The organism is Mycolicibacterium llatzerense, from assembly GCF_000878195.1.
GTDB lineage: Bacteria > Actinomycetota > Actinomycetes > Mycobacteriales > Mycobacteriaceae > Mycobacterium > Mycobacterium llatzerense.
This window is the reverse complement of the sequence record NZ_JXST01000002.1, coordinates 1-25,630: the sequence shown is the minus strand read 5'-3', so window position 1 is coordinate 25,630 and position 25,630 is coordinate 1. Positions and strand designations below refer to the sequence as shown.

Here is a 25,630-nt window from a genome sequence, read left to right as displayed (position 1 = left end):
GTCAGTGGTCCTGCTGCATGGTTGCCCACAGTCCGGCTGCGTGCAGTTTGGTGACGTCGACCTCCATCGACTCCCGGCTGCCCGCCGAGACGACGGCCCTGCCCTCGGTGTGCACCTGCATCATCAGCTCGGTGGCGCGCACCTCGCTATAGCCGAACAGCTTCTGGAAGACGTAGGTCACGTAGGTCATCAGATTCACCGGGTCGTCCCAGACGATGGTCACCCACGGACTGTCGAGGCTCGCCGCCTCTTCGACGTCAGTCGCCGGGCTTGTCCGCGCGACCGGGGCACCCAGAACCATGAGCCCAGAATAGCCGGGTGGTTGCCAGTCGCAGAACCAGTACGGTGAGCTCTGTGACCGCAGCTCTGCTGACCGACAAATACGAGCTCACCATGCTCGCTGCTGCGCTGCGCGACGGCACCGCACACCGCCGCGCGTCGTTCGAGGTGTTTGCCAGAAGACTGCCGTTCGGGCGCCGGTACGGCGTGGTCGCCGGCACCGCCCGGTTCCTGTCCGCGCTCGCCGAGTTCCGGTTCGACGACGACGCGCTGGCCTCGCTGGACTTCCTGGACCCCGAGACGCTGCGCTGGCTGGCCGACTACGAGTTCCGCGGCGACATCGACGGCTACCCCGAGGGCGAGCTCTACTTCCCCGATTCGCCGGTGCTGTCGATCCACGGCACGTTCGCCGAGTGCGTGATCCTCGAGACGCTGGTGCTGTCGATCTTCAATCACGACACCGCGATCGCCTCGGCGGCCGCTCGCATGGTCAGCGCGGCAGTGGGTCGGCCGCTGATCGAGATGGGCTCACGGCGCACCCATGAGCAGGCGGCGGTCGCCTCCGCGCGCGCCGCGTACATCGCCGGCTTCACCGGCACCTCGAACCTGGAGGCGCAGCGGTCGTTCGGGGTTCCGGCGCTGGGGACCAGTGCGCACGCCTTCACCCTGGTGCACACCGCGACGACCGGTCCCGACGAGGTGGCCGCGTTCCGGGCCCAGGTCGACGCGTTGGGCGTCGGCACGACGCTGCTCGTGGACACCTACGACATCACCCAGGGCGTGGCCAACGCCATCGCCGTCGCCGGGCCGCAGCTCGGCGCGGTGCGTATCGACTCCGGCGACCTCGGCGTGATGGCCCGCCAGGTCCGCGACCAGCTCGACTGGTTGGGCGCGACCGGCACCCGCATCGTGGTGTCCGGCGACCTCGACGAGTACTCGATCTCCGGGCTGGCCGCAGCCCCCGTCGACGTCTACGGCGTCGGCACGTCGGTGGTCACCGGTTCCGGTGCGCCGACCGCGTCGATGGTCTACAAACTGGTCGAGGTCGACGGCATGCCGGTGGCAAAACGCAGCAGCCACAAGGAATCTCACGGTGGACGCAAAGCCGCACTGCGGTTGGCGAAGGAGTCCGGAACCATCGTCGAAGAGGTGGTGCACCCGGCTGGTTCACCGCCAGTCGATGACGGACGCGTCTTGACGGTGCCGCTGGTGCGTTCAGGCTCCGTCGTGTGCGACTCGTCGCTGGCCGACGCCCGCGCGCGCGTCGCCGCCGGACTACGCAGCCTGCCCTGGGACGGGCTCAAACTCTCCCGCGGCGAGCCGGCCATCCCGACCCGACTGGTGGGCGCGTGAGCCGCAAAACCGATCCGACCGACGTTTCCGCCCTGCTGTCCATCGCGGTATCCGCCCTCGGCGGAGCCGAGCGCAGCGGGCAGATCGAGATGGCCGAAGCCGTCGGCCACGCCTTCGACAAGGGCGAGCACCTGGCGGTGCAGGCCGGGACCGGCACCGGAAAGTCGTTGGCATACCTGGTGCCATCGATCGCACACGCCGTGGCGTCGAATCAGCCGGTCGTGGTGTCGACGGCCACCATCGCCCTGCAACGCCAGCTGGTCGACCGCGACCTGCCCCGGCTGGCCGACGCCCTGGCCCCGCACCTGCCCCGCCGGCCCGAGTTCGCGTTGCTCAAGGGCCGCGGAAACTACCTGTGCCTGAACAAGGTTCACAGCGGAGCGCAGGCCGACGAGGATCTCCCGCAGGAGGAACTGTTCAACCCCGTCGCCGCCTCCGCCTTGGGCCGCGACGTCAAGCGGCTCATCGAATGGTCGTCCGACACCGAAAGCGGTGACCGCGACGAGGTGGTGCCGGGCGTGCTGGACCGGGCCTGGTCGCAGGTCAGTGTGGGCGCGCGGGAATGCATCGGCGCCACCCGATGCCCTTATGGCACAGACTGTTTCGCCGAGAAGGCGCGCGCCAAGGCCGGGGCGGTCGACGTCATCGTCACCAACCACGCGCTGCTGGCCATCGATGCCATCTCCGAGGTCAACGTCCTGCCCGAGCACCAACTGCTGGTGGTCGACGAAGCCCACGAGCTGGTGGACCGCGTGACCAGCGTGGCCACCGGCGAACTGTCGGCGACATCCATGGCCGTGACGCTTCGACGGGCGGCCCGGCTGGTGGAACCCGAACTGGCAGAACGCCTCGAGGCCTCCATCGCCACGCTGTCGTCGGCCATCCACGACATGGAAGCCGGACGCATCGACGTGCTCGACGACGAGCTGGCCACCTACCTGACGGTGGTCCGCGACTCGACGGACAAGGTCAAGATGGCGATCGATACCGCGCCGTCCGACCCCACCGCCGCCGCGGCGCGCAGCGAGGCCGTCACCTCGCTGACCGATCTGAGCGACACCGCGTCCCGCATCATCGATTCGTTCGTGCCCGCCATCCCCGATCGATATGACGTGGTGTGGCTGGATCGCGAAGAGTCCAGGGGCTCAGTGCGACACATCCTGCGGGTCGCCCCGCTGTCAGTGGCCGGGCTGCTACGCGGGCGGCTCTTCGGCGAGGTGACGGCGGTGCTGACATCGGCGACGCTGACCATCGGCGGGCGCTTCGAGTCGATGGCCCGGGCGTGGGGCTTGTCGGTGCCCGAGGACAGCACAGCGACGCCACCGAAATGGAAGGGCATGGACGTGGGATCGCCCTTCTCCCATGCCAAGTCAGGCATTCTGTACGTCGCCAAGCATCTACCGGCGCCCGGCCGTGACGCCGCCGCTCCGGAACAACTCGACGAAATCTACGAGCTGATCACCGCGGCCGGCGGCCGCACCCTCGGACTGTTCTCGTCGATGCGGGCCGCCAAGGCCACCGCCGAGATCATGCGCGAGCGCCTGGACACCCCGGTGCTCTGCCAGGGCGAGGACTCGACGTCAACCCTGGTGCGCCGCTTCACCGAAGACGCCGAGACATCACTGTTCGGCACGCTGTCGCTGTGGCAGGGCGTCGACGTGCCGGGGCCGTCGCTGTCGTTGGTGATCATCGACCGAATCCCGTTCCCCCGCCCCGACGATCCGCTGCTGACCGCCCGGCAGCGCGCCATCGCGGCCCGCGGCGGCAACGGCTTCATGGCCGTGGCCGCGTCCCACGCCGCGTTGCTGTTGGCGCAGGGCGCCGGGCGCCTCCTGCGCAGCGTCAACGACCGCGGGGTCATCGCAATCCTGGATTCCCGGATGGCGACGGCGCGCTACGGCGGCTTCCTGCAGTCGTCGCTGCCGCCCTACTGGTCGACCACCGATCCCGTTCGGGTGCGCAGCGCGCTGGAGCGGCTGGCGGCGTCGAGCTGACGGGCCCGCCGTCGACGCGGCTGCTGGAGCTCTCTCCCCACCACATCGCGCTGGGAGCTGTCAGCTGAGGCTGACATTGTCACCATGTGCTGACCATGTCAGCACATGGTGACGGGTCCGGGCCACACATGTCCTAGAGAGAGCCGACACGCCCGACGTTGTTCACATCCCGCGCAACCGCGCGACGTGTTGGCGCTGCAGTTCGGCTGCCCGCGTGAGGAATTCGGTGATCAGCTCCAGCTGTTTGGCGTTGTAGCGACTCAGCAAGGTGCGTTCCCCCTCGGCCACCAACGGACCGATGAGAGCGAAAGCACGCTCCCGCGCGGTGGCGGTGGCGTGGACCAGGAGCTTGCGCCGGTCACTGGGATGCGCTGAGCGCGTCACGTAGCCGACCTTCTCCAACCGGTCGAGCATCGTCGTGGCGCTGCCGGTGGTGAGGCCCAGCTGGTCGGCCAGCTCCCGCGGAGTGACGCCGTCGGGGGCTTCCTGGAGCAGAATCTCCAGGCACCGCGCATCCGTCGCATTGACGCCGAGCAGGCGCGCGACCTCGCGGTCGAAGTCGTCGACCGCGGCCTGGTAGCCCTGCACCGCCGCGCCCAGACTGTCAGATATCGACTTTTCGCTTGACAATCGAGCGATCCACCTTTCAGGATATTGCTTGACAATCAAGTTATCCGATCGTCGAGCCAGATGGCGACAAACCGAGGAACACGCATGACCAAAGCGCTCATCATCGGCGCCGGCGTGGCCGGCCCCGTCCTGGCCATCGCGCTGCAACGCATCGGTATCGATGCCCACATCTATGAACGCTCCCCGTTCGGCGCCGATCTCCGCGGCGCGTGGTTGAACTTTCAGGCCAACGGCATGGATGCCCTGCGAGCCGTCGATGCCGCAGGGCCGCTCGAGAACCTGGGCTACCCCAACGACACCATCAGCTTCATCACCGGCAGCGGCAAGAAACTGGGGCGTATCCCGATGGCCGCACAACGCCCGGATGGCCAGCTGTCGATCATGATGCGCCGAGCCGACCTCTACCGCGAACTGAACACGCTGGCCGCAGCCCGTGGTGCCCGGTACAGCCACGGCGAGGAATTCGTCTCCGCGTCAACGACTTCCGACGGCCGCGTCCACGCCCAGTTTGCCGACGGCAGCGCCGCATCCGGTGATCTGCTGATCGGCTGTGACGGTGTGCATTCCGCGGTACGTTGCGGAATCGACCCCGGCGCACGGGCTCCGCGCTACGTGCCGGTACTCAATGTCGGTGGCTACATCCCGAACTTCACCGTCGATGTGCCGCCCCAGGAATTCCGGATGCAGTTCGGCACCCGCTGCTTCTTCGCCTGGTTCCCCACCCCGGACGGCGGCACCGTCTGGTTCGCCAATCCGCCGATGGCCCGCGAACCCGAACGCGGCGCATTGTCCGGCATGACCGATGCCGAGTGGCGAAACTGGCTGCACCAGTTGATGTCCGGCGATGTCGGGCCCGCTCACGCGATCATCGACGCCGCGCCCGGTCCGATGGTCGGGTGGGCCACCTACGACCTGCCGGTGGTGAAACGGTGGCACAACCACCGCAATCAGATCATCATCGGCGACGCCGCCCACGCCACCGCACCGTCAGCGGGCCAGGGCGCGTCGATGTCCGTCGAGGACGCCGTGATTCTCGCGCAGTGCCTGCGCGATTGCCGCGACATCCCAACGGCTTTCACGACGTTCGAATCATTGCGCCGGCACCGGGTGGAGAAGATCGTCCGGCACGGCCACCGGTCGGCCAACAGCAAGGCGGCGGGGCCGGTCGGACGGTTGCTCCGTGACCTGATCCTGCCGGTGGTATTCCGGCAGGGCGCGAAAGATGGTGGCCGCTCAATGATGTGGCTACAGGGTCACCACATCGACTTCGACAGCAGCGTCCAGCCGGTACCCGCCTAGACCGGCAGTCGCACCACGAATCCGGATTCCAACGCCACCCACAGCGCGCCATCACGGTCGACGGCCAACCCGTGCGGCTCGCTGCCCGGCGGCAGATCGAACGTCGAGACCTCGCCATCGGCGGTGACCCGTGCGATTCCGTCCGCACCCCATAGACTCACCCACACGCCGTCGGCCTCATCGGCGACCACCGCGTGCGGCTTGCCCGGCAGATCGAGTTCCTGGATGGCGTCGTTGAGCGGGATGCGGCCCAGCTTGTCGGCGCCGATTGCGGTGAACCACACCGCGTCATCGTGAGTGGCGCAGATGCCGACCGGCCCCGCCGACGGTGTCGGTGTCGGCCGGATGGACAGCTGACCGGCGACCGTCAGTCGCCCGATGGCGGACTTCTGATTCAGCGTGAACCACAGCGCACCGTCACCGCCGGCAGCGATCATCGACGGCATCCCGCGGGGCACGGCAACCACCTCGACCGCGCCGTCGGCCCCGACCCGGCCCACCGTTCCGGTGTCCATGGCGGTGAACCACACCGCGTCGTCGGGTCCCACAGTGATACCGAACGGTGCACTGCCCGAATCCAATTCGACGAACGTCAGCGCACCGTCACCGGCGATCCGGCCCAGCTGGTCTGTGCCGGAGCAGGTGAACCACATGGCCCCGTCGGGTCCCGCGCAGATCTGCATCGGGCGGCTGTCGGCACCGACCTCGAACACCCGCACCTCACCACTGGCGTCGATCCGAGCCACCGAACCCGCCGACACCAATGTCACCCACATCGCGCCGTCCGGACCAGCCGCCAGCGCGTACGGTCCGCCATCGACCGCAACAGTCAGAGCACTCACGCCAGCGTGACCAGCCCGAGCTCGTTGTCAGCGGCCAGTAATGCGTTGTGCGGCAACACTCGCACGGTGTACCCGACCGGACCCGCCACCGGCAGCGGCGTGGTCGCGGAGAACACCTCGACGCCGCCGTCGCCGGAACTGGTGTGCGCCATCGGCACCGTCACCGGGTCGACCAACTGGTCGCCGGCATCGACCCGACCCAGAACCGCTTGCACCACAACCTCATCGGTGCGCAGCCCGGCCAGCTTCACGGTGGCAGTCAGCGACAACTCCGAGCCCAGTAGCGGCGTATCGGGCAGCCCGTAGCTGTCCACGTCGGTGATCTGGATCTTCGGCCAGGCCTCCGTCACCCGCTGCCGATAGGCCGCCAGCGAGCGGGCCGCGCCGTACGGCACGCCGTCGACCGGCTCCACCGTGCGCCGGAACGACTGTGCCGCAGGCGCGTAGTACTTCTCGGTGTAGTCGCGCACCATCCGCGATGCCAGCACCTTGGGTCCCAGGGACTGCAGCGTGTGCCGCACCATCTCCACCCAGCGCATCGGCACGCCGTGCTCGTTGCGCTCGTAGAACTTGGGCGCCACCGAGTTCTGCATCAGGTCGTACAACGCGGCGGCTTCGAGGTCGTCGCGGCGCGTCTCGTCGGTGACGCCGTCGGCAGTCGGGATTTCCCAACCGTTTTCGCCGTCGTACCACTCATCCCACCAGCCGTCGCGGATCGAGAGGTTCAGCCCACCGTTGAGCGCGCTCTTCATGCCCGACGTGCCACATGCCTCCAGTGGACGCAGCGGGTTGTTGAGCCACACATCGCAGCCCCAGTACAGCAGCCGCGCCATCGACATGTCGTAGTCCGGCAGGAAGGCGATCCGGTGCCGCACCTCGGGCCGGTCGGCGAACTTCACCACCTGCTGGATCAGCGCCTTGCCGCCCTCGTCGGCGGGATGTGACTTGCCCGCGACGATCAACTGCAGCGGCCGCGACTCGTCCAGCAGCAGCCGCTCCAGCCGCTCCGGGTCACGCAGCATCAACGTCAGTCGCTTGTAGGTGGGCACCCGGCGGGCAAAGCCGATGGTCAACACCGACGGATCGAAAGCGTTTGCAATCCAACCGAGTTCGGCCTCGGTGGCACCGCGCTCCAGCCACGAGCGGCGCAGCCGGGCCCGCACGTCGGCGACGAGCATCTCGCGCAGCTGCGACCGAATCCACCACAGGTGACCGGGATCGACGTCGTGCAACCGCTGCCACAACTGCGGCTCCCCTGCCGCCTGGTCGACGGCCGCCATTCCTTCCACGCCGACCAGCTCGCGGCCCAACTCCAGCCATTGCGGCGCTGCCCAGGTCGGCGCATGCACCCCGTTGGTGATCGACCCGATCGGCACCTCCGACTGGTCGAAGCCCGGCCACAGCTCGTTGAACATGCCGCGGCTGACCCGGCCGTGCAGCAGTGACACCCCGTTGGCCCGCTGCGCGAGCCGTAAACCCATGTGCGCCATGTTGAATTTTTCCGGGTCGTCCTCCGCGCCGAACGCGACCACCCGGTACAGCGGCACCTCAGGCAGCAGCGGCGAGGCGACGGTGTCATCGAAGTATCGACGCACCATCTGCACCGGGAACCGGTCGATACCGGCTGGCACGGGGGTGTGGGTGGTGAAAACGGTCGACGACCGCACCACCGTCCACGCGGTCTCGAAGTCCAGCCCGGACCCGCTGATGTACTCCCGAATACGTTCCACGCCAAGGAAACCCGCGTGGCCTTCGTTCATGTGGTAGACCTCGGGCGCGTCGATGCCCTCGATCTCGGTGAACGCCCGGATCGCGCGGATGCCGCCGATGCCGGCGAGCAGCTCCTGTTTGATCCGGTGTTCCTGGTCGCCGCCGTAGAGCCGGTCGGTGACCGAGCGCAGCTCATGATCGTTCTCGGGGATGTCAGAATCGAGCAGCAGCAACGGAACTCGTCCGACCTGCGCCACCCATACCCGCGCCCGCAGCACCTGCGATTCCGGCAGGTTCAGCGACACCAGCGCCGGCTGGCCGTCGGCCCAAGTCAGCAGCCGCAGCGGCAGACCCTGCGGATCGAACGACGGATAGTTCTCGTTCTGCCAGCCGTCGGCCGTCAGCGACTGCTTGAAATAGCCGGACCGGTAGTACAGCCCCACCGCGATCAGCGGCAGCCCGAGGTCTGACGCCGACTTGAGGTGATCGCCCGCGAGGATGCCCAGACCGCCCGAGTAGTTCGGCAAGACCTCCGCGACGCCGAACTCCATGGAGAAGTACGCGATGCCCTTCGGCATCGCGGGACCGCCGTCCAGCGCGTGGTCGGCCTGCTCCTGGTACCACAGCGGCCGGCTCAAATAGCTGTCCAGATCGGTGGCCCGGTGGTTCACCCGGCCGACGAAGTCGTCGTCGGCCGCCAGCTCATCGAGACGCGCCGGGCTGACCGCCCCGAGCAACGCCACAGGGTCGGCGCCGACCTGTTCCCACAGCGCCGGATCGATCTCCGCGAACAGCTCCTGGGTCGGCGTGTGCCAGGACCAGCGCAGGTTGATGGACAGCCGCTCCAGAGCGGCGAGGCGTTCGGGCAGGTGGGCACGGACGGTGAACCGGCGGAGGGCTTTCACACGAGCCAACCTTACTGACATTTCTTGCGTATGCAGGGTCAGTTCGGTGACAGCCCGGATGCCCATCCAACTGGTCACTGCCCATCGGGTGTCATGGGCTACTACGGTGGGTATGCGTAGTCCCGTAGTCCCGGGTAAGGAGTGATTTGGTGGCCGGTCGGATCGAGATCGACGACGTCGCACCCGTGGTGTCCGCAGGTCGATATCCCGCCAAGGCCGTGGTCGGCGAAGTGGTTCCGATCAGCGCCACCGTGTGGCGCGAAGGCCACGACGCCGTCGCCGCAACGCTGGTGGTGCGCTACCACGGCCCGGTCTACCCGCAGCTCGCTGACACCCCGCCGGGCGCGACGCCGGTGCCGGCGCCGTCGCGGGCCAAGGTCAAGCCGACCCGCATGCCCATGGCGCCGGGCTATACGCCCGACGTGTTCCACGGTCAGTTCACGCCCGATGCGGTCGGTCTGTGGACGTTCCGTGTCGACGGCTGGGGCGACCCCATCGCCACGTGGCGCCACGCCATCACCGCCAAGCTCGACGCCGGCCAGAGCGAGGCGGAGCTGTCCAATGACCTGCTGATCGGTGCGGGGCTACTGGAGCGCGCCGCCACGGCCGTCCCGCAGGGCGACCGCGCCCCGCTGCTCGCCGCCGCGCGCCGGCTCCGGGAGGAGGGCGACCCGTTCATCCGCGCCGGAGCAGCCCTCGCACCCGACGTCACCGACCTGCTGCGCAAGTACCCATTGCGTGAATTGGTCACTCGCGGAGAGCAATACGGCATCTGGGTCGACCGGCCGCGGGCCCGGTTCAGCGCCTGGTACGAGCTCTTCCCCCGCTCCACCGGCGGCTGGGATGCCGATGGTCAGCCGGTGCACGGCACGTTCGCCACGACCGCAAAGGCCATCCCGCGAGTTGCCGCAATGGGATTCGACGTGCTGTACCTGCCGCCGGTGCACCCGATCGGCAAAGTGCACCGCAAGGGGCCGAACAACAACGTGACCGCCGCGCCCGGTGACGTCGGCTCTCCCTGGGCCATCGGCAGCGACGAAGGCGGCCACGACGCGGTGCACCCGGATCTGGGCACCATCGCCGAATTCGACGACATGGTCGCCGCCGCCCGCGACAACGGCTTGGAGGTGGCACTCGACCTGGCGCTGCAATGCGCGCCGGACCACCCGTGGGCCAAGGACCACCCGGAGTGGTTCACCGTGCTGCCCGACGGCACCATCGCGTACGCGGAGAATCCGCCGAAGAAGTACCAGGACATCTACCCGCTGAACTTCGACAACGATCCGGCCGGCCTGTACGACGAAGTGCTGCGCGTGGTCAAGTTCTGGATGTCGCACGGCGTCAAGATCTTCCGCGTCGACAATCCGCACACCAAGCCGGCGAACTTCTGGGCCTGGCTGATCGCCCAGGCCAAGAACATCGACCCCGACGTGCTGTTCCTGTCCGAGGCGTTCACCCGCCCGGCCCGGCTCTACGGGCTCGCGAAACTCGGCTTCACGCAGTCGTATACGTACTTCACCTGGCGCAACTTCAAGTGGGAGATCACCGAATTCGGCCAGCAGATCGCCGAGTACGCCGACTTCTACCGGCCGAACCTGTTCGTCAACACCCCCGACATCCTGCATGCCGGCCTGCAGCATTGCGGCCCAGGCATGTTCGCGATCCGGGCGGTGCTGGCCGCCACCCTGAGCTCGTCCTGGGGCGTCTACTCCGGCTACGAACTGTTCGAGCACCTGGCACTTCGCGAGGGCAGCGAGGAGTACCTGGACTCCGAGAAGTACCAGTTGCGGCCACGCGAATTCGAGGCCGCTCTGGCCGGCGGCCGGTCCCTCGAGCCGTTGCTGACCCGGCTCAACGAGATCCGGCGGGTGCACCCCGCGCTCAGCCAATTGCGGACCATCAAGTTCCATCACGTCGACAACGACTCGATGTTGGCGTACAGCAAGTTCGACCCCGTCACCGGCGACACCGTCCTTGTGGTGTTGACGCTCAACGCATTCGGCCCCGAGCAGGCAACGCTGTGGCTGGACATGGGCGCCCTCGGCATGGAGGAACATGATCGGTTCTGGGTACGCGACGAGATCACCGGTGAGGAATACCAATGGGGCGCATCGAATTACGTGCGACTGGACCCGGGCAAAGCGGTAGCCCACGTAGTGAACATGCCGCAAATCCCGTACGACAAGCGGCTGAACCTCCTGCGGAGGCAACCGTGACGAGCCATGTCCGGCCACCCGTGGCCGAGCTGGCCCGGTTGCTGGCCGGCGAGCACCACGACCCGCATTCGATTCTGGGTGCACATGAGTACGGCAAGAACACCGTCATCCGGGCGCTGCGGCCGCACGCCACCGGGGTCACGGCACTGATCGGCAAGAAGCGCTATCCGATGCAGGCCATCGAGGGCGGCCTGTTCGCGGTCGAGGTGCCATTCACCAAGCTGGCCGACTACCGCTTCGAGGTCGAGTACCCGGGCGACGTCGTGCATGCCACGGCTGACCCCTACCGCTTTCTGCCGACGCTCGGCGACATGGACCTGCACCTACTCGCCGAGGGCCGCCACGAACGGTTGTGGGAAATCCTTGGCGCACAACCTCGTTCGTTCACCACACCCGACGGCGTAGTCGAGGGATTCTCGTTCGCGGTGTGGGCGCCGAACGCCAAGGGCGTCAACCTGATCGGCGACTTCAATCACTGGGACGGCAGCGAGGCCCCGATGCGGGCACTGGGCTCGTCCGGGGTGTGGGAGCTGTTCTGGCCCGGATTCGAGGCCGACAGCCTCTACAAGTTCCGGATCCACGGCGGCAACGGCACCAACGGCGCCGTCACCGATCGCGCCGACCCGATGGCATTCAGCACCGAGGTGCCGCCGCTGACGGCGTCGAAAACCTTTGTCAGTTCCTATGTCTGGCACGACGACGCCTGGATGACCGAGCGCGCGACGTTCAACCCGATCGTCGAGCCCATGAGCACCTACGAGGTGCATCTCATGTCCTGGCGACCGGGGTTGAGCTACCGGGAACTGGCCGTCGAGCTCACCGAATATGTGGAGGCGCAGGGCTTCACACACGTCGAGCTGTTGCCGGTGGCCGAGCACCCGTACGGCGGCTCCTGGGGTTACCAGGTGACGTCGTACTACGCGCCGACGTCACGGCTCGGCACGCCCGACGACTTCCGGTACCTGGTCGACACGTTGCACCAGGCCGGCATCGGCGTGATCGTGGACTGGGTGCCCGCGCACTTCCCCAAGGACTCGTGGGCGCTGGGCCGCTTCGACGGCACGCCGCTGTACGAACACGCTGACCCGCGCCGCGGCGAGCAACTCGACTGGGGCACCTATGTTTTCGACTTCGGCCGGAACGAGGTCCGCAACTTCCTGGTGGCGAACGCGTTGTACTGGCTCGAAGAGTTCCACATCGACGGCCTGCGCGTCGATGCCGTCGCCTCCATGCTGTATCTCGACTACTCCCGTCCCGAAGGCGGTTGGACCCCCAACATCTACGGCGGCCGCGAGAACCTCGAGGCGGTGCAGTTCCTGCAGGAGATGAACGCCACCGTCCACAAGCTGGTGCCCGGCATCGTCACCGTCGCCGAGGAATCCACCTCGTGGCCTGGCGTAACCCGGCCGACAAACCTTGGCGGCCTTGGCTTCTCGATGAAGTGGAACATGGGGTGGATGAACGACACCCTGGACTACATCAGCCACGATCCGGTGCATCGCAGCTATCACCACCACGAGATGACGTTCTCGATGCTGTACGCCTACAGCGAGCACTACGTGCTGCCGATCAGCCACGACGAAGTCGTGCACGGCAAGGGCACGCTGTGGACCCGGATGCCCGGCGACGACCACGCCAAAGCGGCCGGCCTGCGTCAGCTGCTCGCCTATCAGTGGGCACACCCGGGCAAGCAATTGCTGTTCATGGGACAGGAATTCGGCCAGCGCGCCGAGTGGTCCGAGGAACGCGGGCTTGACTGGTTCCAGCTGGGCGAGCACAGCTTCTCGACCGGCGTGCAACAGTTGGTCCGCGACATCAACGGCATCTACCGCGAGAACCGCGCGCTGTGGTCCCGCGACAGCAGCCCCGAGGGCTATTCGTGGATCGACGCCAACGACTCCAACAACAACGTGCTGAGCTTCCTGCGGTTCGGCGACGACGGGTCGTCCATCGCCTGCATCTTCAACTTCTCCGGCAGCGAGCATGCGCAGTACCGACTGGGCCTGCCACACGCCGGGACCTGGCACGAGCTGCTGAACACCGACGCCACGGTCTACAACGGTGCGGGCGCGGGCAACATGGGCGCGGTCGAGGCCACCGACGAGCCCTGGCACGGCCGTCCTGCCTCCGCAGTCCTGGTGCTCCCGCCGATGTCGGCTCTCTGGCTCAAGCCCGCCTAGCGTTCTTCCGCGAGCAGACGCAAAACTGTCGATTTCAAGACGAAATCGACAGTTTTGTGTCTGCTCGCGAAGTCAGGTGCGCAGGCCGTCGAGGAGACGACGCAGCGCGGCACCAATGTCGCGGCGTGCCCGGACTGGATCCGGCGCCCCTGCGATTGCCGCGACGGCTTGATTGCTGAGTCCCATCAGCAGCACTGCCAACGGTGAAATCGGCTGCGGCGCAAGCACACCCTGCTCCAGTAGGGTGACGAGGCCGGCTTCGACGTTGGCCAGGGTGTACCGCGCGTTGCGCTCCTGCCATTTCTGCCAGCCGAGTACGGCGGGCGCGTCGACCACCCGGATACGCTGCAGCGGCGCGTCAACCGCGGTGTCCAGCGCTGCATCCCAGCCGGCAAGGAACACCGACCACCCGTCCTTCCCCTGTTCGGCGGCCGCCGCGGCGGCCGCGCGAACCCGGGCACTCACGACCTGGTCGGCGCGGTCGAAGACTTCCTCGAACAGCGCTTCCTTGTCCGCGAAATGGTGATAGAGCGAGCCGCGGGTCACGCCGCTGCGGCGGACGATCTCCTCGGTACCGGTCTGGTGATAGCCCCGCTCACCGAACAACTCACTGGCGACTGCGATGAGCCGCTCCCGCGAATCCCCCTTGACCGTGACCATACAAGTTGTATGGTATCAGCATACAGACTGTATGGAGGTCGCCATGACGACACTCGACGCGCACGTCCACACCCGCCTCGGCGATCTGCACGTGCGTCGCACCGGAACCGGACCTCCCGCCGTCTTGTGGCACAGCCTCTGGGTCGACTCGCGCAGTTGGGGTTCGCTCGTCGACAGCCTGGCCGTCCAGCGCCAAGTGGTGACGATCGACGGACCGGGATACGGCGCGAGCAGCCCGATACACCGAGACTTCACTCTTGCTGAATGCGCCTGTGCCGCAGGCGAAGTGCTCGACGCGCTCGGCCTCGATGTGGTCGACTGGATCGGCAACGCCTGGGGCGGCCACGTCGGCATCACGCTGGCGGCAACACAGCCGCACCGGCTGCGCAGCCTGACCACCATCGCGGCACCGATCACGCCCGTCAGCCGACGCCAGCGCTGGACCCAGACGCATCCGCTGGCCGCGGCCTACCGGCTGTTCGGCCCCAATCCCCTGCTGACCAACGTGCTGTTCAACGTCCTCCTCGGTGGCGCCGAGGCCACCCATCCCGACCAAGCCGCCGAACTCAAAGCCGCGTTCCGGGCGATGGACCGCGAATCAGTAAGACGCACAATCCGATTCATGCATCGCTGGCACGCGTTGACCGACCTGCTCCCCGCCGTCACCGTCCCGACGCTGCTGATGACCGGCGACCTCGGCGATCAGGGTTGGTCCCCCGCGGCCGCCCAGGCCGCCGCCGACACCATGCCCGACGCCCGCGTCGTGCCCCTCACCGGAGCCGGACACGTCGGCCCACTACTCGTCGATACCGACGCGATCGCTCAGGCCGTCACAGACTTCTGGGCTTCGGTCACCGCTTCCCGCGAGCAGACATAAAACTGTCGATTTCAAGCCAAAATCGACAGTTTTATGTCTGCTCGCGAGAGATCAGTAGAGCGCGTTGGCGAGGTTGCGCCGGCCGGCGATGACCTCGGGGTCGGCAGGGTCGAACAGCTCGAACAACTCGATGAGCCGGGTGCGCACGCGGGTCCGGTCGTCGCCCGCGGTTTTCTTGACGAGCGCGATCAGCCGATTGAAGGCACCGTCGACGTCGCGCTGGAACAGCTGTACGTCAGCGGCGGCGAAGGCCAGGTCGATGTCGTCGGGCGAGGCGTCGGCGAGACGCACGGCCTCAGGACGCTGCGCCGACGCGCGCTGCAGAAACGCGATCTGCCGGACGGCGCCCTTGGCTTCGACGTGCGCCGGGTCGGCGTCGAGGATCGCCTGGTACGCGGCCAAGGCGCCGTCGAAGTCACCGCTGTCGAGGAGCTCTCGAGCCTGCGCGAGCGCGGGGTCGACCTGCTCCTCCTCGCCCTCGGCGCCATCGCCCAGCTTGCCGGCGGTCGCCTGCAACAGCGAGTCCACCCAGCGCCGCAGCTGGTCAGCCGGCTGGCCGCCCTCGAAGCTGGTGATCGGCTGCCCACCGGCCAGAGCGACGACCGTCGGGACGCCCTGAATGCCGAACATCTGCGCAATGCGCGGTGCGGTGTCGACGTTCACCGTGCCGAACGACCACGTGCCACCGTCCTCGGCAGCCAGCGCGGACAGCGTCTGGCCCAGCTGAACGCTCGAGTCGCTGCGCGGCGACCACAGCAGCACGACGACGGGCACCTCGCCGGAGCGGATCAGCACCTCGGCTTCGAGATTGGCCTCGGTGATTTCGATGCCACCGGTAGCACCACCGGGTGCGCCACCAGCCGCGGCAGCGCCTTCGGCGGGACGGTTCTTGAGCGCGGACAGGTCGACCGCACCGGACAGCGCGGGACCAAAAGGACGCGGACGAGTCACGCTGTCCAGTCTGTCACGCGACGGCCGACGTCTCCGGTTCGGCCTCTGCCGTAGCGGCCCCGACAGCCAGTGCCCCGTTGCGCTCGGCCCAGCGCAGGAAGATCACGCTGGCCAGCGGCACGATGCTGGCTACCGCCGCCGACACCCAGGTCAGCATCGACCAGCGCGCCGCCCAGCCGACGATCAGTCCGGTGGCCAGGAACGCCAGAAACACGATTCCGTGGACCATGCCGAAGATCTGCACGCCGATCTCGGTGCGGGGCGTACCGAGGTACTTGAAGTACATGCCGGTCAGCAGCCCGACCCAGCTGAGGGCCTCGGCCAGAGCGATCAAACGAAACCAGCCCGCCACCCGGGGCGCAACAGCGTTCATGGCGCCATTGTGCCCGAGTGACGGGCTGACTACTACGAGGCGTAGTTCACACCTCGTCGCCGCCGAGATGACGGTTGATGACGAAAATCGGCAGAAATCCGTCAGCAAGCGTCATGTCGGTGCCGCGAAAACTACGGACGGCGCAGGATCAGGGCATCGCCCTGACCACCGGCGCCGCACAGTGCCGCGACGGCGTAACCCGAACCCTTGCGGGCCAGCTCCAGCGCCGCATGCAGGGTGATCCGGGCGCCGGACATGCCGATCGGGTGGCCGATGGCGATGGCACCACCGTTGACGTTCACCTTCGCTCCGTCGACGCCGAGTTCCTTGGTCGAGGCCAGCGACACTGCCGCGAAGGCCTCGTTGATCTCGATGACATCCAGCTGATCGACCGTGATGCCCTCACGCTCGACGGCCTTCTTGATGGCGTTGGCCGGCTGGCTCTGCAGCGTCGAATCCGGGCCGGCGACGACGCCATGCGCGCCGATCTCGCACAGCCAGGTCAGACCCAGCGACTCGGCCTTGGCCTTGCTCATCACCACGACGGCACACGCGCCGTCGGAGATCTGCGACGACGAACCGGCAGTGATGGTGCCGTCCTTGCGGAAGGCCGGCTTCAGGCCACCCAGCGACTCAGCGGTGGTGTTGCCGCGGATGCCCTCATCCTCGGAGAACTCGATCGGGTCGCCCTTGCGCTGCGGGATCGACACCGGCACGACCTCGTCGGCGTACACGCCGTCCTTCCAGGCAGCGGCGGCCTTCTGGTGCGACTGCGCGGCGAACTCGTCCTGCTGGGCGCGGGTGAAGTTGTCCTGATCGTTGCGCTGCTCGGTCAGGGCACCCATCGGCTGGTCGGTGAAAACGTCGTGCAGACCGTCGTAAGCGAGGTGGTCCAGTGCGGTCACGTTGCCGTACTTGTAGCCCTCACGGCTCTTGGGCAGCAGGTGCGGGGCCTGGCTCATGGACTCCTGGCCACCGGCCACCACGACCTCGAACTCACCGGCGCGAATCAGCTGGTCAGCAAGGGCGATGGCGTCGATGCCCGACAGGCACATCTTGTTGATGGTCAGCGCCGGCACGTCCCACGGAATGCCCGCGCCAACAGCCGACTGACGCGCCGGCATCTGGCCGGCACCGGCAGTCAGGACCTGGCCCATGATCACGTAATCGACCAGCGAGGCGTCGACGCCAGCCTTTGCCAGCGCGCCCTTGATCGCGACGGCACCCAGGTCGCTACCCGAGAAATCCTTCAGCGAACCCATCAGCTTGCCCACCGGAGTGCGGGCTCCGGCAACAATTACCGAGGTCGTCATTTCCATCCTCCAACAAATCTGTAACGGCTAATGTGGCCGATCACACAGGCGCAAATTCGGTCGTCTCAGGTTACCTTTACGTTATGACCACCGAACACGTCGATGCCCGTCCCGCGCTGGCCAGCGCCCTGGTGACCGCCATCGATCATGTCGGCATCGCCGTGCCGGATCTGGACGTCGCCATTCGCTGGTACCACGATCATCTCGGCATGATCGTCCTGCACGAAGAGGTCAACGAGGACCAGGGCGTCCGCGAGGCCATGCTCTCGGTCCGTGGCGCAGCGGTCGGTAGCGCCCAGATTCAGCTGCTGGCGCCGCTCGACGAGAAGTCGACCATCGCCAAGTTCATCAACACCCGTGGCCCCGGCCTGCAGCAGCTGGCCTACCGGACCAGCGACATCGATGCCCTGTCCGAGCGCCTGCGCGCCGACGGCGTCCGCCTGCTGTACGAAGCCCCGCGCCGTGGCACCGCCGACTCGCGCATCAACTTCATCCACCCGAAGGATGCCGGCGGCGTACTGATCGAGCTGGTCGAGCCCGCCAAAGACTCCGCGCACTGAGCCTGATCTAGGACCACCTTCGGGTCGGTCCTCTGTTTCCCCGATTCCCCCAGCACGGTGTGTGCCAATGCCGGCGGTCTTCGGCATCGTCGACCCGTAGCACCACCACATGCGCTGTGCCCGGGCGAATTTCGTGATCGCATCCCGGGCACCGGTAGGTCTTGACGGCGCGCGAACCGGCCACCGGCCGCACCTCATAGTCGTACCCGTCAGGTCCGGTCTCCACCCGGCGCGACGACAGCCCGAGCAGCGGCGGCGGGTCGCGCCGAGGCCGCTCCGGACGTCGCCGAGGCATCAGAACAACCGGAACTCGTCGTTGTCCATGCCGCGCATCTTGTCGTAGTCCAAAGTCACGCAACGGATTCCACGGTCGGTAGCGAGCGTGCGCGCCTGCGGCTTGATCTGCTGGGCAGCGAACACCCCGGCCACCGGCGCCAGCACGCTGTCGCGGTTCAGCAGGTCCAGGTACCGCGTCAACTGCTCGACGCCGTCGATCTCGCCGCGTCGCTTGATCTCCACCGCGACGGACGCACCGGTCTCGTCCCGGCACAACAGGTCCACCGGACCGATCGGCGTCGGGTACTCCCGGCGCACCAACGTGTAGCCGACCCCGAGCAGCTCCACGTGCTCGGCGAGGAGCTCCTGCAGGTGGGCCTCCACACCGTCCTTCACCAGACCCGGATCGACCCCGAGTTCGTGGCTGGAGTCGTGCTCGATGTCCTCGACAGTGATCCGCAGCTGCTCGCCGGCCTTGTTCTCGACGACCCAGACGAGACCCTCTTCAGCCTCCTCGGTGATCCAGCACGGCGGGGTCATCCAGTTCAGCGGCTTGTAGGCGCGGTCGTCGGCATGCACGCTCACCGACCCGTCCGCCTTGAACAACAGCAGGCGACGGGCCGACGGCAGATGTGCGGTCAGACGTCCGACGTAGTCAACAGTGCACTGGGCGATCACGAGACGCACCCGACCCACCTTAGGGGCAGCGAATCCTCGTTCGGACCCGCCCCACGAACTAGGCTGACGACCAATGACTGCGGACCAAGCCGGGACGACGCGCCTGGTACGGATACGGGAAGCCATAACCCCGCGTACCACCACGCCCGAATATGGATCGTGGATTCTGGGGCGCGTCTCCGAATCCCATCGCCGACGCCGGATCCGCATCCAACTGATCCTGACCACATTCGTGATCGTCGCCAACATGATCGGCGTCGGCGTCTCGATTTTCATCGAGACGGTGCTGTTCCCGACTCCAAACGTCTTCAGGGCTGACGTTTGGTGGATCACCACGATCGTGGCGCCCACATACATCCTGCTCGCCTTCCTGATCGGCGTGGTGTGGGCGACCAACAGGGTGATTCAAAGCGTGCGATGGGCCATCGAAGAACGCACCCCGACAATCGAGGACCAGCGCAACACCTTCCGGGCGCCGGGCCAGCTCACGCTCGTGCTGCTCTGCCTGTGGGGCGCCGGCGCCGCATTGCTGACCACGCTCTACGCCCTGCACGACACTCAGTTCATTCCCAAGCTGCTGCTGGGTGTCACCTTCCCCGGCATCGTCGTCTCCACCAGTTGCAACCTGTACACCGAGTTCGCGCTCCGCCCGGTCGCCGCCGACGCCCTTCAGGCCGGACGACCGCCCTCACGGCTGGCACCCGGAATCATGGGCCGAACCATGGTGGTGTGGGCGTTCGGTTCCGGCGTGCCGATGCTCGGCGTGCTGTTGGCCGCGGTGTTCGCGCTTACCCAATCCACGCTCACCCCAACCCAATTCGCCTTCGCAGTACTGGTCCTGGCGGTGTTCGCGTTGGTGTTCGGCGCGTTGTTGATGTGGATCGTGTCGTGGCTGACTGCCAGCCCGATTCGCATTGTGCGACAAGCGCTCAGCCGGGTTGAGCAAGGCGACCTGACCACGGATCTGGTCGTCTTCGACGGCACCGAACTGGGCCAGCTGCAACGCGGATTCAACTCGATGGTGCACGGGCTGCGCGAACGCGAACGGGTACGCGATCTGTTCGGCCGGCATGTGGGGCGTGAAGTCGCCGCCCTCGCCGAGCAGGAGAAACCTCAACTCGGCGGCGAAGAACGGCACGCGGCCGTGATTTTCGTCGACGTCATCGGCTCGACCCAACTGGTGACCAGCCGCCCGGCCGTCGAGGTCGTCGCCCTGCTGAACCGCTTCTTCGCCGTCATCGTCGACGAAGTGGACCGGCACCACGGGTTCGTCAACAAATTCGAAGGCGACGCGGTGCTGGCGGTCTTCGGGGCGCCGGTGTCGTTGCAGTGCACCGAGGGTGACGCCCTGGCAGCCGCCCGGGCCATCGCCTCGCGGCTGCGTGACGAGGTGCCTGAGCTGAAGGCCGGACTCGGCGTCGCCGCCGGCACCGTGGTGGCCGGCAACGTCGGGGCCAAGGAACGGTTCGAATACACCGTGATCGGCGAGCCCGTCAATGCGGCGGCGCGACTGTGCGAACTCGCCAAGTCCGTGCCGGGCCATCTGGCCGCCGCCGCGGCGATGCTCGACGCCGTCAGTGAATCGGAAAGAGCGAACTGGGCTTTGGGCGACACCGTTACCCTGCGCGGGCTGTCCGAACCGACGCAACTGGCCATCCTGGCCTGAAATTCACATCTGCTTCACACAGATCCGGAGGATCATGGTGATCATGAAGCGACACACCGTCATGGCTGCTGCCGCCGGCGCACTCGCCGTGTCGCTGGCGCTCGCTCCGCTCGCCGCGGCCGACCCCACCCTCGACACCGGCGGTTCGGCAGCCGACGTCATCAACAACCTCCAGGCCGAGGGCTACCTCGTGCAGATCAACTGGACCAACGGTTTCGACGTCAAGCCGCTCAGCGTCTGCTGGGTCACCGGCGTGAACAACCCCGGCAACTTCAAACCGGGCGGGCCGGTCGCGGCGACGGTGTATGTCGACGTCCAATGCCCGAACCACGAATGGTGAGTCACACCTGCGGGTAGGGCGCGAACCTCTTGTCGAATCCGGCCTTGCGTGCGTCGAGTGCCGCTTGCCGTTGTGCCGCAGTGACATACGTCGTCCCGGCCGGCAGCACCGTACCGAGGTCATCGAGCGCCACCACCTGTGAGCTCACCTTCGGCAGATTGGTGCCGGCCGTGTCGATGTCCTGGAAACGGATCGAGATCGTGCCCTGGTTCAGGCCGCCGGTGGACACCCAGTTGGCCACACCAGGATCGGTCGGCGACACCACGATGGTGTAGCTGCCGTCCGCGTTTGCCACCGACTGCGCGATGTTCAGGCTCGTCTGCTGATCCCAGTAGTTCTTGGTGATGGTCCAGTCGTTGGTCACCGGCACGACGAAATAGCCGGCATCGCCGGGCTTGATCGTCAGCACCAGCGCCTCGTTGTCAGCCAGTTGGAAGTACCCCGCGCTCTGCAACTGGGTCGACAAGAACGTGGCATTGCTCTCGGGATCCGTGAAGACGTTGGCCGCCTTCGTCTTTCCCGACGAATCCTTGGTCGCCACATCCATGTACTGCGGTTCCATCCGCAGCCCGAGCGCGAGGATCACCGACGCTTCCAGGCCCTGCAGGAACCGCGGCATCACCGGCAGCGGCGGGACGAGCGAGACCAGGTTCGTCAGGAACGGGTTGCCGGACACGGCCGGTCCCAGCCCGGGGATGTCGAAGCCACCGATCTGTGCGAACAGGCTGTCCCGTGGACCACTGACCCGCTGAATGGACAAGCTCATGGGTTCCTGAGCGTTCCAGTCCGACAACGTGTTCCGCGCCACGATCAAAGTGGTGTCGGTCGGGATCTGCAGATGGTTGGTCTGTCCTGCTTCGGCCGGACGGGAACTCACCGTCACGGTGAAGGTGCCGTCCGGGTTGATCTGCATGTCCTTGGCATTGAGCACCGCGGCGGTCTTGCCACCGAGGCCCGTCAACACACTGAACGTGGTCTCCGCCGGCCGCTCCCCCGGGCCGAACTTTCCGCTGATGACGTACGTCGACGTCGAGTTGACCGCCATCATCCGGTAGATGGTGTCCGGGTTGTCGTACAGGATGCGGGTGCCGGTGATCGACTGGCCGAACCAATTATGCGGCGGCATAACCATTTCCAGCACCGTCGGTCGCATCGGGTTGAGCAGCTGATACTCCATGGCGGCCTGTTGGGCGTATTCGTCGACCGCCTGGCCCAACTGGTCCAGGTTCTCCTGGTCGGGCCCACCGACCTGGGAGTACTGCTGCTTGGCATTCATCTGGAACGCAAACTTCAGGATCGCCTTCATGAACTGCATCGGCAGCGTGTTCACGATGGCGTTGGCTTTCCTCTCGGCAGCCAGCTGCTGTGCCGTGCCGAGCACAGTGGGCGTGCTCTGCAGCGACGTTGGCGCAGCCGCCAATGTCGTTGTCGCCGAGGAGGATGCGGTCTCGCGACGGGTGGCGCCGAGCAGCGCGGACAACGCGGCATTCTGCAGCGGTGCCACCGGATTCCCGGACGCATTCGCCGTCCCGTTCAGCCCCACAGCCGCGAGCGCGTGCGACACCGCCGCGGTAGCCGCAGCGACCGGCGCACCGATTGCAGCGACCGGCGCGATGGCATGCACGCGCGGCACGGAGCGCGTGGGCGCGTCCTCCTTCGCCGCCACGGTCGCCTGCACTGTCGGGGGCTTCTTGGCCGCGGTCACAGTCGGCGTGCTGGCGGCCTTCCGGGCGGTGGGCTTGGCCTCAGGCCCGGATGTCTTGTCGGTGTCGGTGGCATCCTTCGCGGCCGACGGCTTCGCGACATCCGTCTTCCCCGACGGCCGCTTCGACGACTTCTTCGCCGAACTCACGACGCCCGGACGCTTGTCGCCTTTGTCGGTCTTCGGCTTGCTCGCGTCGGCTTTGTCCCCGCCACCCTTGGCGTGGCTCTCGCCCTTGGCATGGCTGTCCGACGAGGACCCTCCGGCGTCGCTCGGGGCCGCAAACGCCACGCCTGGGCTACTTGCCACGGCCACGCCGATTCCCAGGGCGACTGCCAATGCACCAACCCGGCCGACGAATCTGGCTGCGCCAGTTGGCAACTGCTCACGACTGTTCATTGGCATGTGCTTCCCCTCGACCCCGACTAGAACGCGTTCCAGTTATAACAAAGCCCAACACACAAGTCAGTAGAAAACGAGACAAATGATTAAAATTGTCTCGCGAGCCACGTTGATGTCGATTTTCCGCTAGTACTCGGCCAGGGCGCATGCCATTGTCGAAGGCATGTACGACGACTTCGACCGCTGCTATCGGGCAGTCCAATCCAAGGACGCCCGATTCGACGGTTGGTTCGTCACGGCCGTCCTCACCACGGGCATCTACTGCCGTCCCAGTTGCCCGGTCCGGCCGCCATTCGCGCGCAATGTCCGCTTCTACCCAACCGCCGCGGCGGCGCAGCGGGCCGGCTTCCGGGCCTGTAAGCGCTGCCGGCCCGACGCGTCGCCGGGATCGCCGGAGTGGAACATTCGCACCGATGTGGTCGCCCGCGCGATGCGCCTGATCGCCGACGGCACCGTCGACCGCGAGGGCGTCACAGGGCTGGCCGCCAGGCTCGGCTACACCACCCGACAGCTCGAGCGGCTGCTGCAGGCCGAGGTCGGCGCAAACCCCTTGGCACTCGCCCGCGCCCAACGGAGCCAGACGGCCCGCGTCCTCATCGAGACCACCAAACTGCCCTTCGGCGACGTCGCGTTCGCTGCCGGCTTCTCCAGCATCCGCCAGTTCAACGACACCATTCGCGAAGTGTGCGCACTGACGCCGACTGAACTCCGTCAACGAGCTCAAACCCGGTTCCAACCCAACGAAAACCCTGGCACGGGAACTCTTTCCGTCCGACTACCCGTTCGGACGCCCTTCGCCTATGAAGGGGTGTTCGGCCATCTTGCGGCCGGCGCGGTACCCGGCGTAGAAGAAGTCCGCGACGGTGCTTTCCGCCGCACCCTCCGGCTCCCCAACGGCACCGGCATCGTCGGACTGTCGCCGAGCGTCGACCACGTCCAGTGCACGGTGATCCTCGACGACTTCCGCGACCTGGCCACCGCGATCGCCCGATGCCGGCGACTCCTCGACCTCGACGCCGACCCCGAGGCCGTCATCGACGTCCTCAACACCGACCGGAACCTTGCACCCATCGTTGCCAAGGCACCTGGGCAGCGGATCCCCCGCACGGTCGACGAGAACGAATTGGCACTGCGGGTGGTGATCGGCCAGCAGGTGTCGATGAAGGCGGCAGCGACGCATACCCGCCGGCTGGCAGTGGCCTACGGCCCGACCATCAACGACCCGGCGGGCGGCTTGACGCATGTCTTCCCCTCCGTCTCGCAGCTGGCCGAGATCGATCCGAGCCACCTCGCCTTCCCGGAGTCCCGCCGACGGACCGTTGTCGCACTGATCGGCGCACTCGCCGCCGGCACCCTTGAGCTCGACGCCGGATCGGACTGGCTGCAGGCCCGTACCCAGTTGGCCGACCTGCCCGGGGTCGGGCCGTGGACAGCCGAGGTCATTGCGATGCGGGGGCTCGGTGATCCCGATGCCTTTCCTGCCAGCGATCTCGGGGTCCAGGCCGCGGCCAAACAAGCTGGGCTGCCGGATAATCCACGCAAATTGATCGAACACAGTGCGCAGTGGCGCCCGTGGCGCGCCTACGCCACGCAACACCTATGGACCTCCCTGGATCATGCGGTCAACCAATGGCCGCCATTGACGACGCCATCACCCCGACAGGAGCAGGCATGACCGCCACCTTGCAGACCCGGACCATGCAGAGCCCGGTCGGCACCATCACCCTCGCCGGCCGCGACGGCCGGATACGACATCTGCGGATGGATGACCAGACCTACGAACCCAGCCATGACGGCTGGGAGCCCGACGAGACCGCATTTCCGGAGGCCGTCGACCAACTCACGGCGTACTTCGCCGGCGAACTCCAGGAATTCGACTTGGAGCTCGACCTCATCGGCACCGAGTTCCAGCGCCGCGTCTGGGGTGCGCTGTTGACCATCCCGTACGGCGAAACGCGTTCCTACGGTGAAATCGCCGTGCAGGTCGGATCGCCGGGAGCGTCACGGGCCGTCGGATTGGCGAACGGGCACAATCCGGTCGGCATCATCGTGCCCTGCCATCGTGTGATCGGGGCGAATGGCAGCCTGACGGGATATGGCGGCGGATTGGATCGCAAGAAACTGCTGCTCAATCTGGAGAAGAGCCGGTCTGGCACCGAGGAGCCGACGCTATTCGACTGATGGAACGACGTCGGCCGGCGCCGTGGAATTCCGCGGCGCCGAAATAGAGGCCGAAATAGAAATGCGTCAAAACGCAAAAATGCCTCGACCCCCGATTTTCATCGGGGGTCGAGGTCAATTTGTGTTCGGCGGTGTCCTACTTTTCCGCCCGTGCAGGGCAGTATCATCGGCGCTGGCAGGCTTAGCTTCCGGGTTCGGGATGGGACCGGGCGTTTCCCTGCCGCTGTTGCCGCCGTAACTCTA

Annotated in this window: 22 protein-coding genes and 1 rRNA gene; 11 read left to right on the top strand and 12 right to left on the bottom strand. The window is 66.9% G+C overall.

What is annotated here, in order from left to right; translation table 11 throughout:
• Position 1 precedes the first annotated feature (1 nt).
• On the bottom strand, positions 2-301 hold the full coding sequence (gene clpS / locus TL10_RS01485; RefSeq protein WP_043394555.1) for an ATP-dependent Clp protease adapter ClpS: 300 nt from the start codon (positions 299-301) through the stop codon (positions 2-4).
• A gap of 44 nt (positions 302-345) precedes the next feature.
• On the opposite strand from clpS, the gene TL10_RS01480 reads away from it, so the two are divergent.
• The gene (locus tag TL10_RS01480) at positions 346-1,632 is read left to right on the top strand and encodes a nicotinate phosphoribosyltransferase (RefSeq protein ID WP_043984211.1); all 1,287 of its coding nucleotides are present in this window, start codon (positions 346-348) and stop codon (positions 1,630-1,632) included.
• Positions 1,629-3,626, top strand: coding sequence for an ATP-dependent DNA helicase (locus TL10_RS01475; protein WP_043394559.1), 1,998 nt, complete (start codon positions 1,629-1,631; stop codon positions 3,624-3,626). Before TL10_RS01480 ends, TL10_RS01475 begins: the two co-directional genes overlap by 4 nt.
• A 162-nt stretch (positions 3,627-3,788) precedes the next feature.
• Here the strand turns inward: TL10_RS01475 and TL10_RS01470 are convergent, their stop codons facing one another.
• Complete coding sequence (locus tag TL10_RS01470) at positions 3,789-4,256, bottom strand: MarR family winged helix-turn-helix transcriptional regulator (protein WP_234711340.1); 468 nt, start codon at positions 4,254-4,256, stop codon at positions 3,789-3,791.
• Positions 4,257-4,340: 84 nt separating this feature from the next.
• On the opposite strand from TL10_RS01470, the gene TL10_RS01465 reads away from it, so the two are divergent.
• Positions 4,341-5,555, top strand: a complete 1,215-nt coding sequence (locus TL10_RS01465; protein ID WP_043984208.1) for an FAD-dependent oxidoreductase — start codon at positions 4,341-4,343, stop codon at positions 5,553-5,555.
• Here TL10_RS01465 and TL10_RS01460 read toward each other — a convergent pair.
• Entirely contained in the window at positions 5,552-6,397 is an 846-nt protein-coding gene (locus tag TL10_RS01460; protein ID WP_043984207.1) for a virginiamycin B lyase family protein, read from the bottom strand. The two genes, TL10_RS01465 and TL10_RS01460, sit on opposite strands and share 4 nt — an antisense overlap.
• Positions 6,394-9,012, bottom strand: a complete 2,619-nt coding sequence (glgP, locus tag TL10_RS01455; protein WP_043984205.1) for an alpha-glucan family phosphorylase — start codon at positions 9,010-9,012, stop codon at positions 6,394-6,396. The genes TL10_RS01460 and glgP overlap by 4 nt, the downstream gene beginning before the upstream one ends.
• Before the next feature lie 149 nt (positions 9,013-9,161).
• On the opposite strand from glgP, the gene TL10_RS01450 reads away from it, so the two are divergent.
• On the top strand, positions 9,162-11,228 hold the full coding sequence (locus TL10_RS01450) for an alpha-1,4-glucan--maltose-1-phosphate maltosyltransferase (RefSeq protein WP_110788928.1): 2,067 nt from the start codon (positions 9,162-9,164) through the stop codon (positions 11,226-11,228).
• The gene (glgB, locus tag TL10_RS01445; protein ID WP_043984203.1) at positions 11,225-13,408 is read left to right on the top strand and encodes a 1,4-alpha-glucan branching protein GlgB; all 2,184 of its coding nucleotides are present in this window, start codon (positions 11,225-11,227) and stop codon (positions 13,406-13,408) included. Before TL10_RS01450 ends, glgB begins: the two co-directional genes overlap by 4 nt.
• 72 nt (positions 13,409-13,480) lie before the next feature.
• Here glgB and TL10_RS01440 read toward each other — a convergent pair whose 3' ends face one another.
• Positions 13,481-14,068: a TetR/AcrR family transcriptional regulator gene (locus TL10_RS01440; protein WP_043984202.1), complete on the bottom strand. Its 588-nt coding sequence runs from the start codon at positions 14,066-14,068 to the stop codon at positions 13,481-13,483.
• A gap of 43 nt (positions 14,069-14,111) precedes the next feature.
• Between TL10_RS01440 and TL10_RS01435 the strand changes: the two genes are divergently transcribed.
• Entirely contained in the window at positions 14,112-14,945 is an 834-nt protein-coding gene (locus TL10_RS01435) for an alpha/beta fold hydrolase (protein ID WP_043984354.1), read from the top strand.
• A gap of 51 nt (positions 14,946-14,996) precedes the next feature.
• On the opposite strand, the gene TL10_RS01430 is transcribed toward TL10_RS01435, so the two are convergent.
• The 3 genes from TL10_RS01430 to TL10_RS01420 all read right to left on the bottom strand — a co-directional run bounded on the left by TL10_RS01430 (position 14,997) and on the right by TL10_RS01420 (position 17,582).
• Positions 14,997-15,896, bottom strand: coding sequence for a tetratricopeptide repeat protein (locus TL10_RS01430; protein ID WP_043984200.1), 900 nt, complete (start codon positions 15,894-15,896; stop codon positions 14,997-14,999).
• A gap of 13 nt (positions 15,897-15,909) precedes the next feature.
• Positions 15,910-16,269, bottom strand: a complete 360-nt coding sequence (locus TL10_RS01425) for a DUF3817 domain-containing protein (RefSeq protein WP_043984198.1) — start codon at positions 16,267-16,269, stop codon at positions 15,910-15,912.
• Between the two features lie 131 nt (positions 16,270-16,400).
• On the bottom strand, positions 16,401-17,582 hold the full coding sequence (locus tag TL10_RS01420; RefSeq protein ID WP_043984353.1) for an acetyl-CoA C-acetyltransferase: 1,182 nt from the start codon (positions 17,580-17,582) through the stop codon (positions 16,401-16,403).
• Positions 17,583-17,665: 83 nt separating this feature from the next.
• On the opposite strand from TL10_RS01420, the gene mce reads away from it, so the two are divergent.
• On the top strand, positions 17,666-18,142 hold the full coding sequence (gene mce, locus TL10_RS01415) for a methylmalonyl-CoA epimerase (RefSeq protein ID WP_043394575.1): 477 nt from the start codon (positions 17,666-17,668) through the stop codon (positions 18,140-18,142).
• A 7-nt stretch (positions 18,143-18,149) separates the two neighbouring features.
• On the opposite strand, the gene TL10_RS29935 is transcribed toward mce, so the two are convergent.
• Both TL10_RS29935 and nucS read right to left on the bottom strand, forming a co-directional pair.
• Positions 18,150-18,440, bottom strand: a complete 291-nt coding sequence (locus TL10_RS29935) for an Rv1322 family protein (RefSeq protein ID WP_390892866.1) — start codon at positions 18,438-18,440, stop codon at positions 18,150-18,152.
• A complete protein-coding gene (nucS, locus tag TL10_RS01410) occupies positions 18,437-19,105 on the bottom strand; it encodes an endonuclease NucS (protein ID WP_043394692.1) in 669 nt (222 codons plus the stop codon). Before nucS ends, TL10_RS29935 begins: the two co-directional genes overlap by 4 nt.
• Before the next feature lie 64 nt (positions 19,106-19,169).
• Between nucS and TL10_RS01405 the strand changes: the two genes are divergently transcribed.
• Positions 19,170-20,762, top strand: a complete 1,593-nt coding sequence (locus tag TL10_RS01405) for an adenylate/guanylate cyclase domain-containing protein (protein WP_043984193.1) — start codon at positions 19,170-19,172, stop codon at positions 20,760-20,762.
• 43 nt (positions 20,763-20,805) lie between these two features.
• Complete coding sequence (locus tag TL10_RS01400) at positions 20,806-21,102, top strand: hypothetical protein (protein ID WP_131630659.1); 297 nt, start codon at positions 20,806-20,808, stop codon at positions 21,100-21,102.
• A gap of 1 nt (position 21,103) precedes the next feature.
• Here the strand turns inward: TL10_RS01400 and TL10_RS01395 are convergent, their stop codons facing one another.
• Entirely contained in the window at positions 21,104-23,095 is a 1,992-nt protein-coding gene (locus tag TL10_RS01395) for a DUF1214 domain-containing protein (RefSeq protein WP_234711339.1), read from the bottom strand.
• 274 nt (positions 23,096-23,369) lie between these two features.
• Here TL10_RS01395 and TL10_RS01390 point away from each other — a divergent pair, with 274 nt between their 5' ends.
• Both TL10_RS01390 and TL10_RS01385 read left to right on the top strand, forming a co-directional pair.
• Complete coding sequence (locus tag TL10_RS01390; RefSeq protein ID WP_043984187.1) at positions 23,370-24,881, top strand: DNA-3-methyladenine glycosylase 2 family protein; 1,512 nt, start codon at positions 23,370-23,372, stop codon at positions 24,879-24,881.
• Positions 24,878-25,387, top strand: coding sequence for a methylated-DNA--[protein]-cysteine S-methyltransferase (locus TL10_RS01385; RefSeq protein WP_043984185.1), 510 nt, complete (start codon positions 24,878-24,880; stop codon positions 25,385-25,387). Before TL10_RS01390 ends, TL10_RS01385 begins: the two co-directional genes overlap by 4 nt.
• A 123-nt stretch (positions 25,388-25,510) precedes the next feature.
• Here TL10_RS01385 and rrf read toward each other — a convergent pair.
• A 5S ribosomal RNA gene (gene rrf / locus TL10_RS01380) occupies positions 25,511-25,624 on the bottom strand.
• Positions 25,625-25,630 lie beyond the last annotated feature (6 nt).

Coding starts and splice junctions, on each gene's coding strand:
- TL10_RS01435 (WP_043984354.1), top strand. CDS start 14,112: ATGACGACACTCGACGCGCACGTCCACACCCGCCTCGGCGATCTGCAC.
- TL10_RS01440 (WP_043984202.1), bottom strand. CDS start 14,068: ATGGTCACGGTCAAGGGGGATTCGCGGGAGCGGCTCATCGCAGTCGCC.
- TL10_RS01420 (WP_043984353.1), bottom strand. CDS start 17,582: ATGACGACCTCGGTAATTGTTGCCGGAGCCCGCACTCCGGTGGGCAAG.
- TL10_RS01390 (WP_043984187.1), top strand. CDS start 23,370: ATGTACGACGACTTCGACCGCTGCTATCGGGCAGTCCAATCCAAGGAC.
- TL10_RS01400 (WP_131630659.1), top strand. CDS start 20,806: ATGAAGCGACACACCGTCATGGCTGCTGCCGCCGGCGCACTCGCCGTG.
- TL10_RS01405 (WP_043984193.1), top strand. CDS start 19,170: ATGACTGCGGACCAAGCCGGGACGACGCGCCTGGTACGGATACGGGAA.
- clpS (WP_043394555.1), bottom strand. CDS start 301: ATGGTTCTGGGTGCCCCGGTCGCGCGGACAAGCCCGGCGACTGACGTC.
- TL10_RS01385 (WP_043984185.1), top strand. CDS start 24,878: ATGACCGCCACCTTGCAGACCCGGACCATGCAGAGCCCGGTCGGCACC.
- mce (WP_043394575.1), top strand. CDS start 17,666: ATGACCACCGAACACGTCGATGCCCGTCCCGCGCTGGCCAGCGCCCTG.
- TL10_RS01425 (WP_043984198.1), bottom strand. CDS start 16,269: ATGAACGCTGTTGCGCCCCGGGTGGCGGGCTGGTTTCGTTTGATCGCT.
- TL10_RS01465 (WP_043984208.1), top strand. CDS start 4,341: ATGACCAAAGCGCTCATCATCGGCGCCGGCGTGGCCGGCCCCGTCCTG.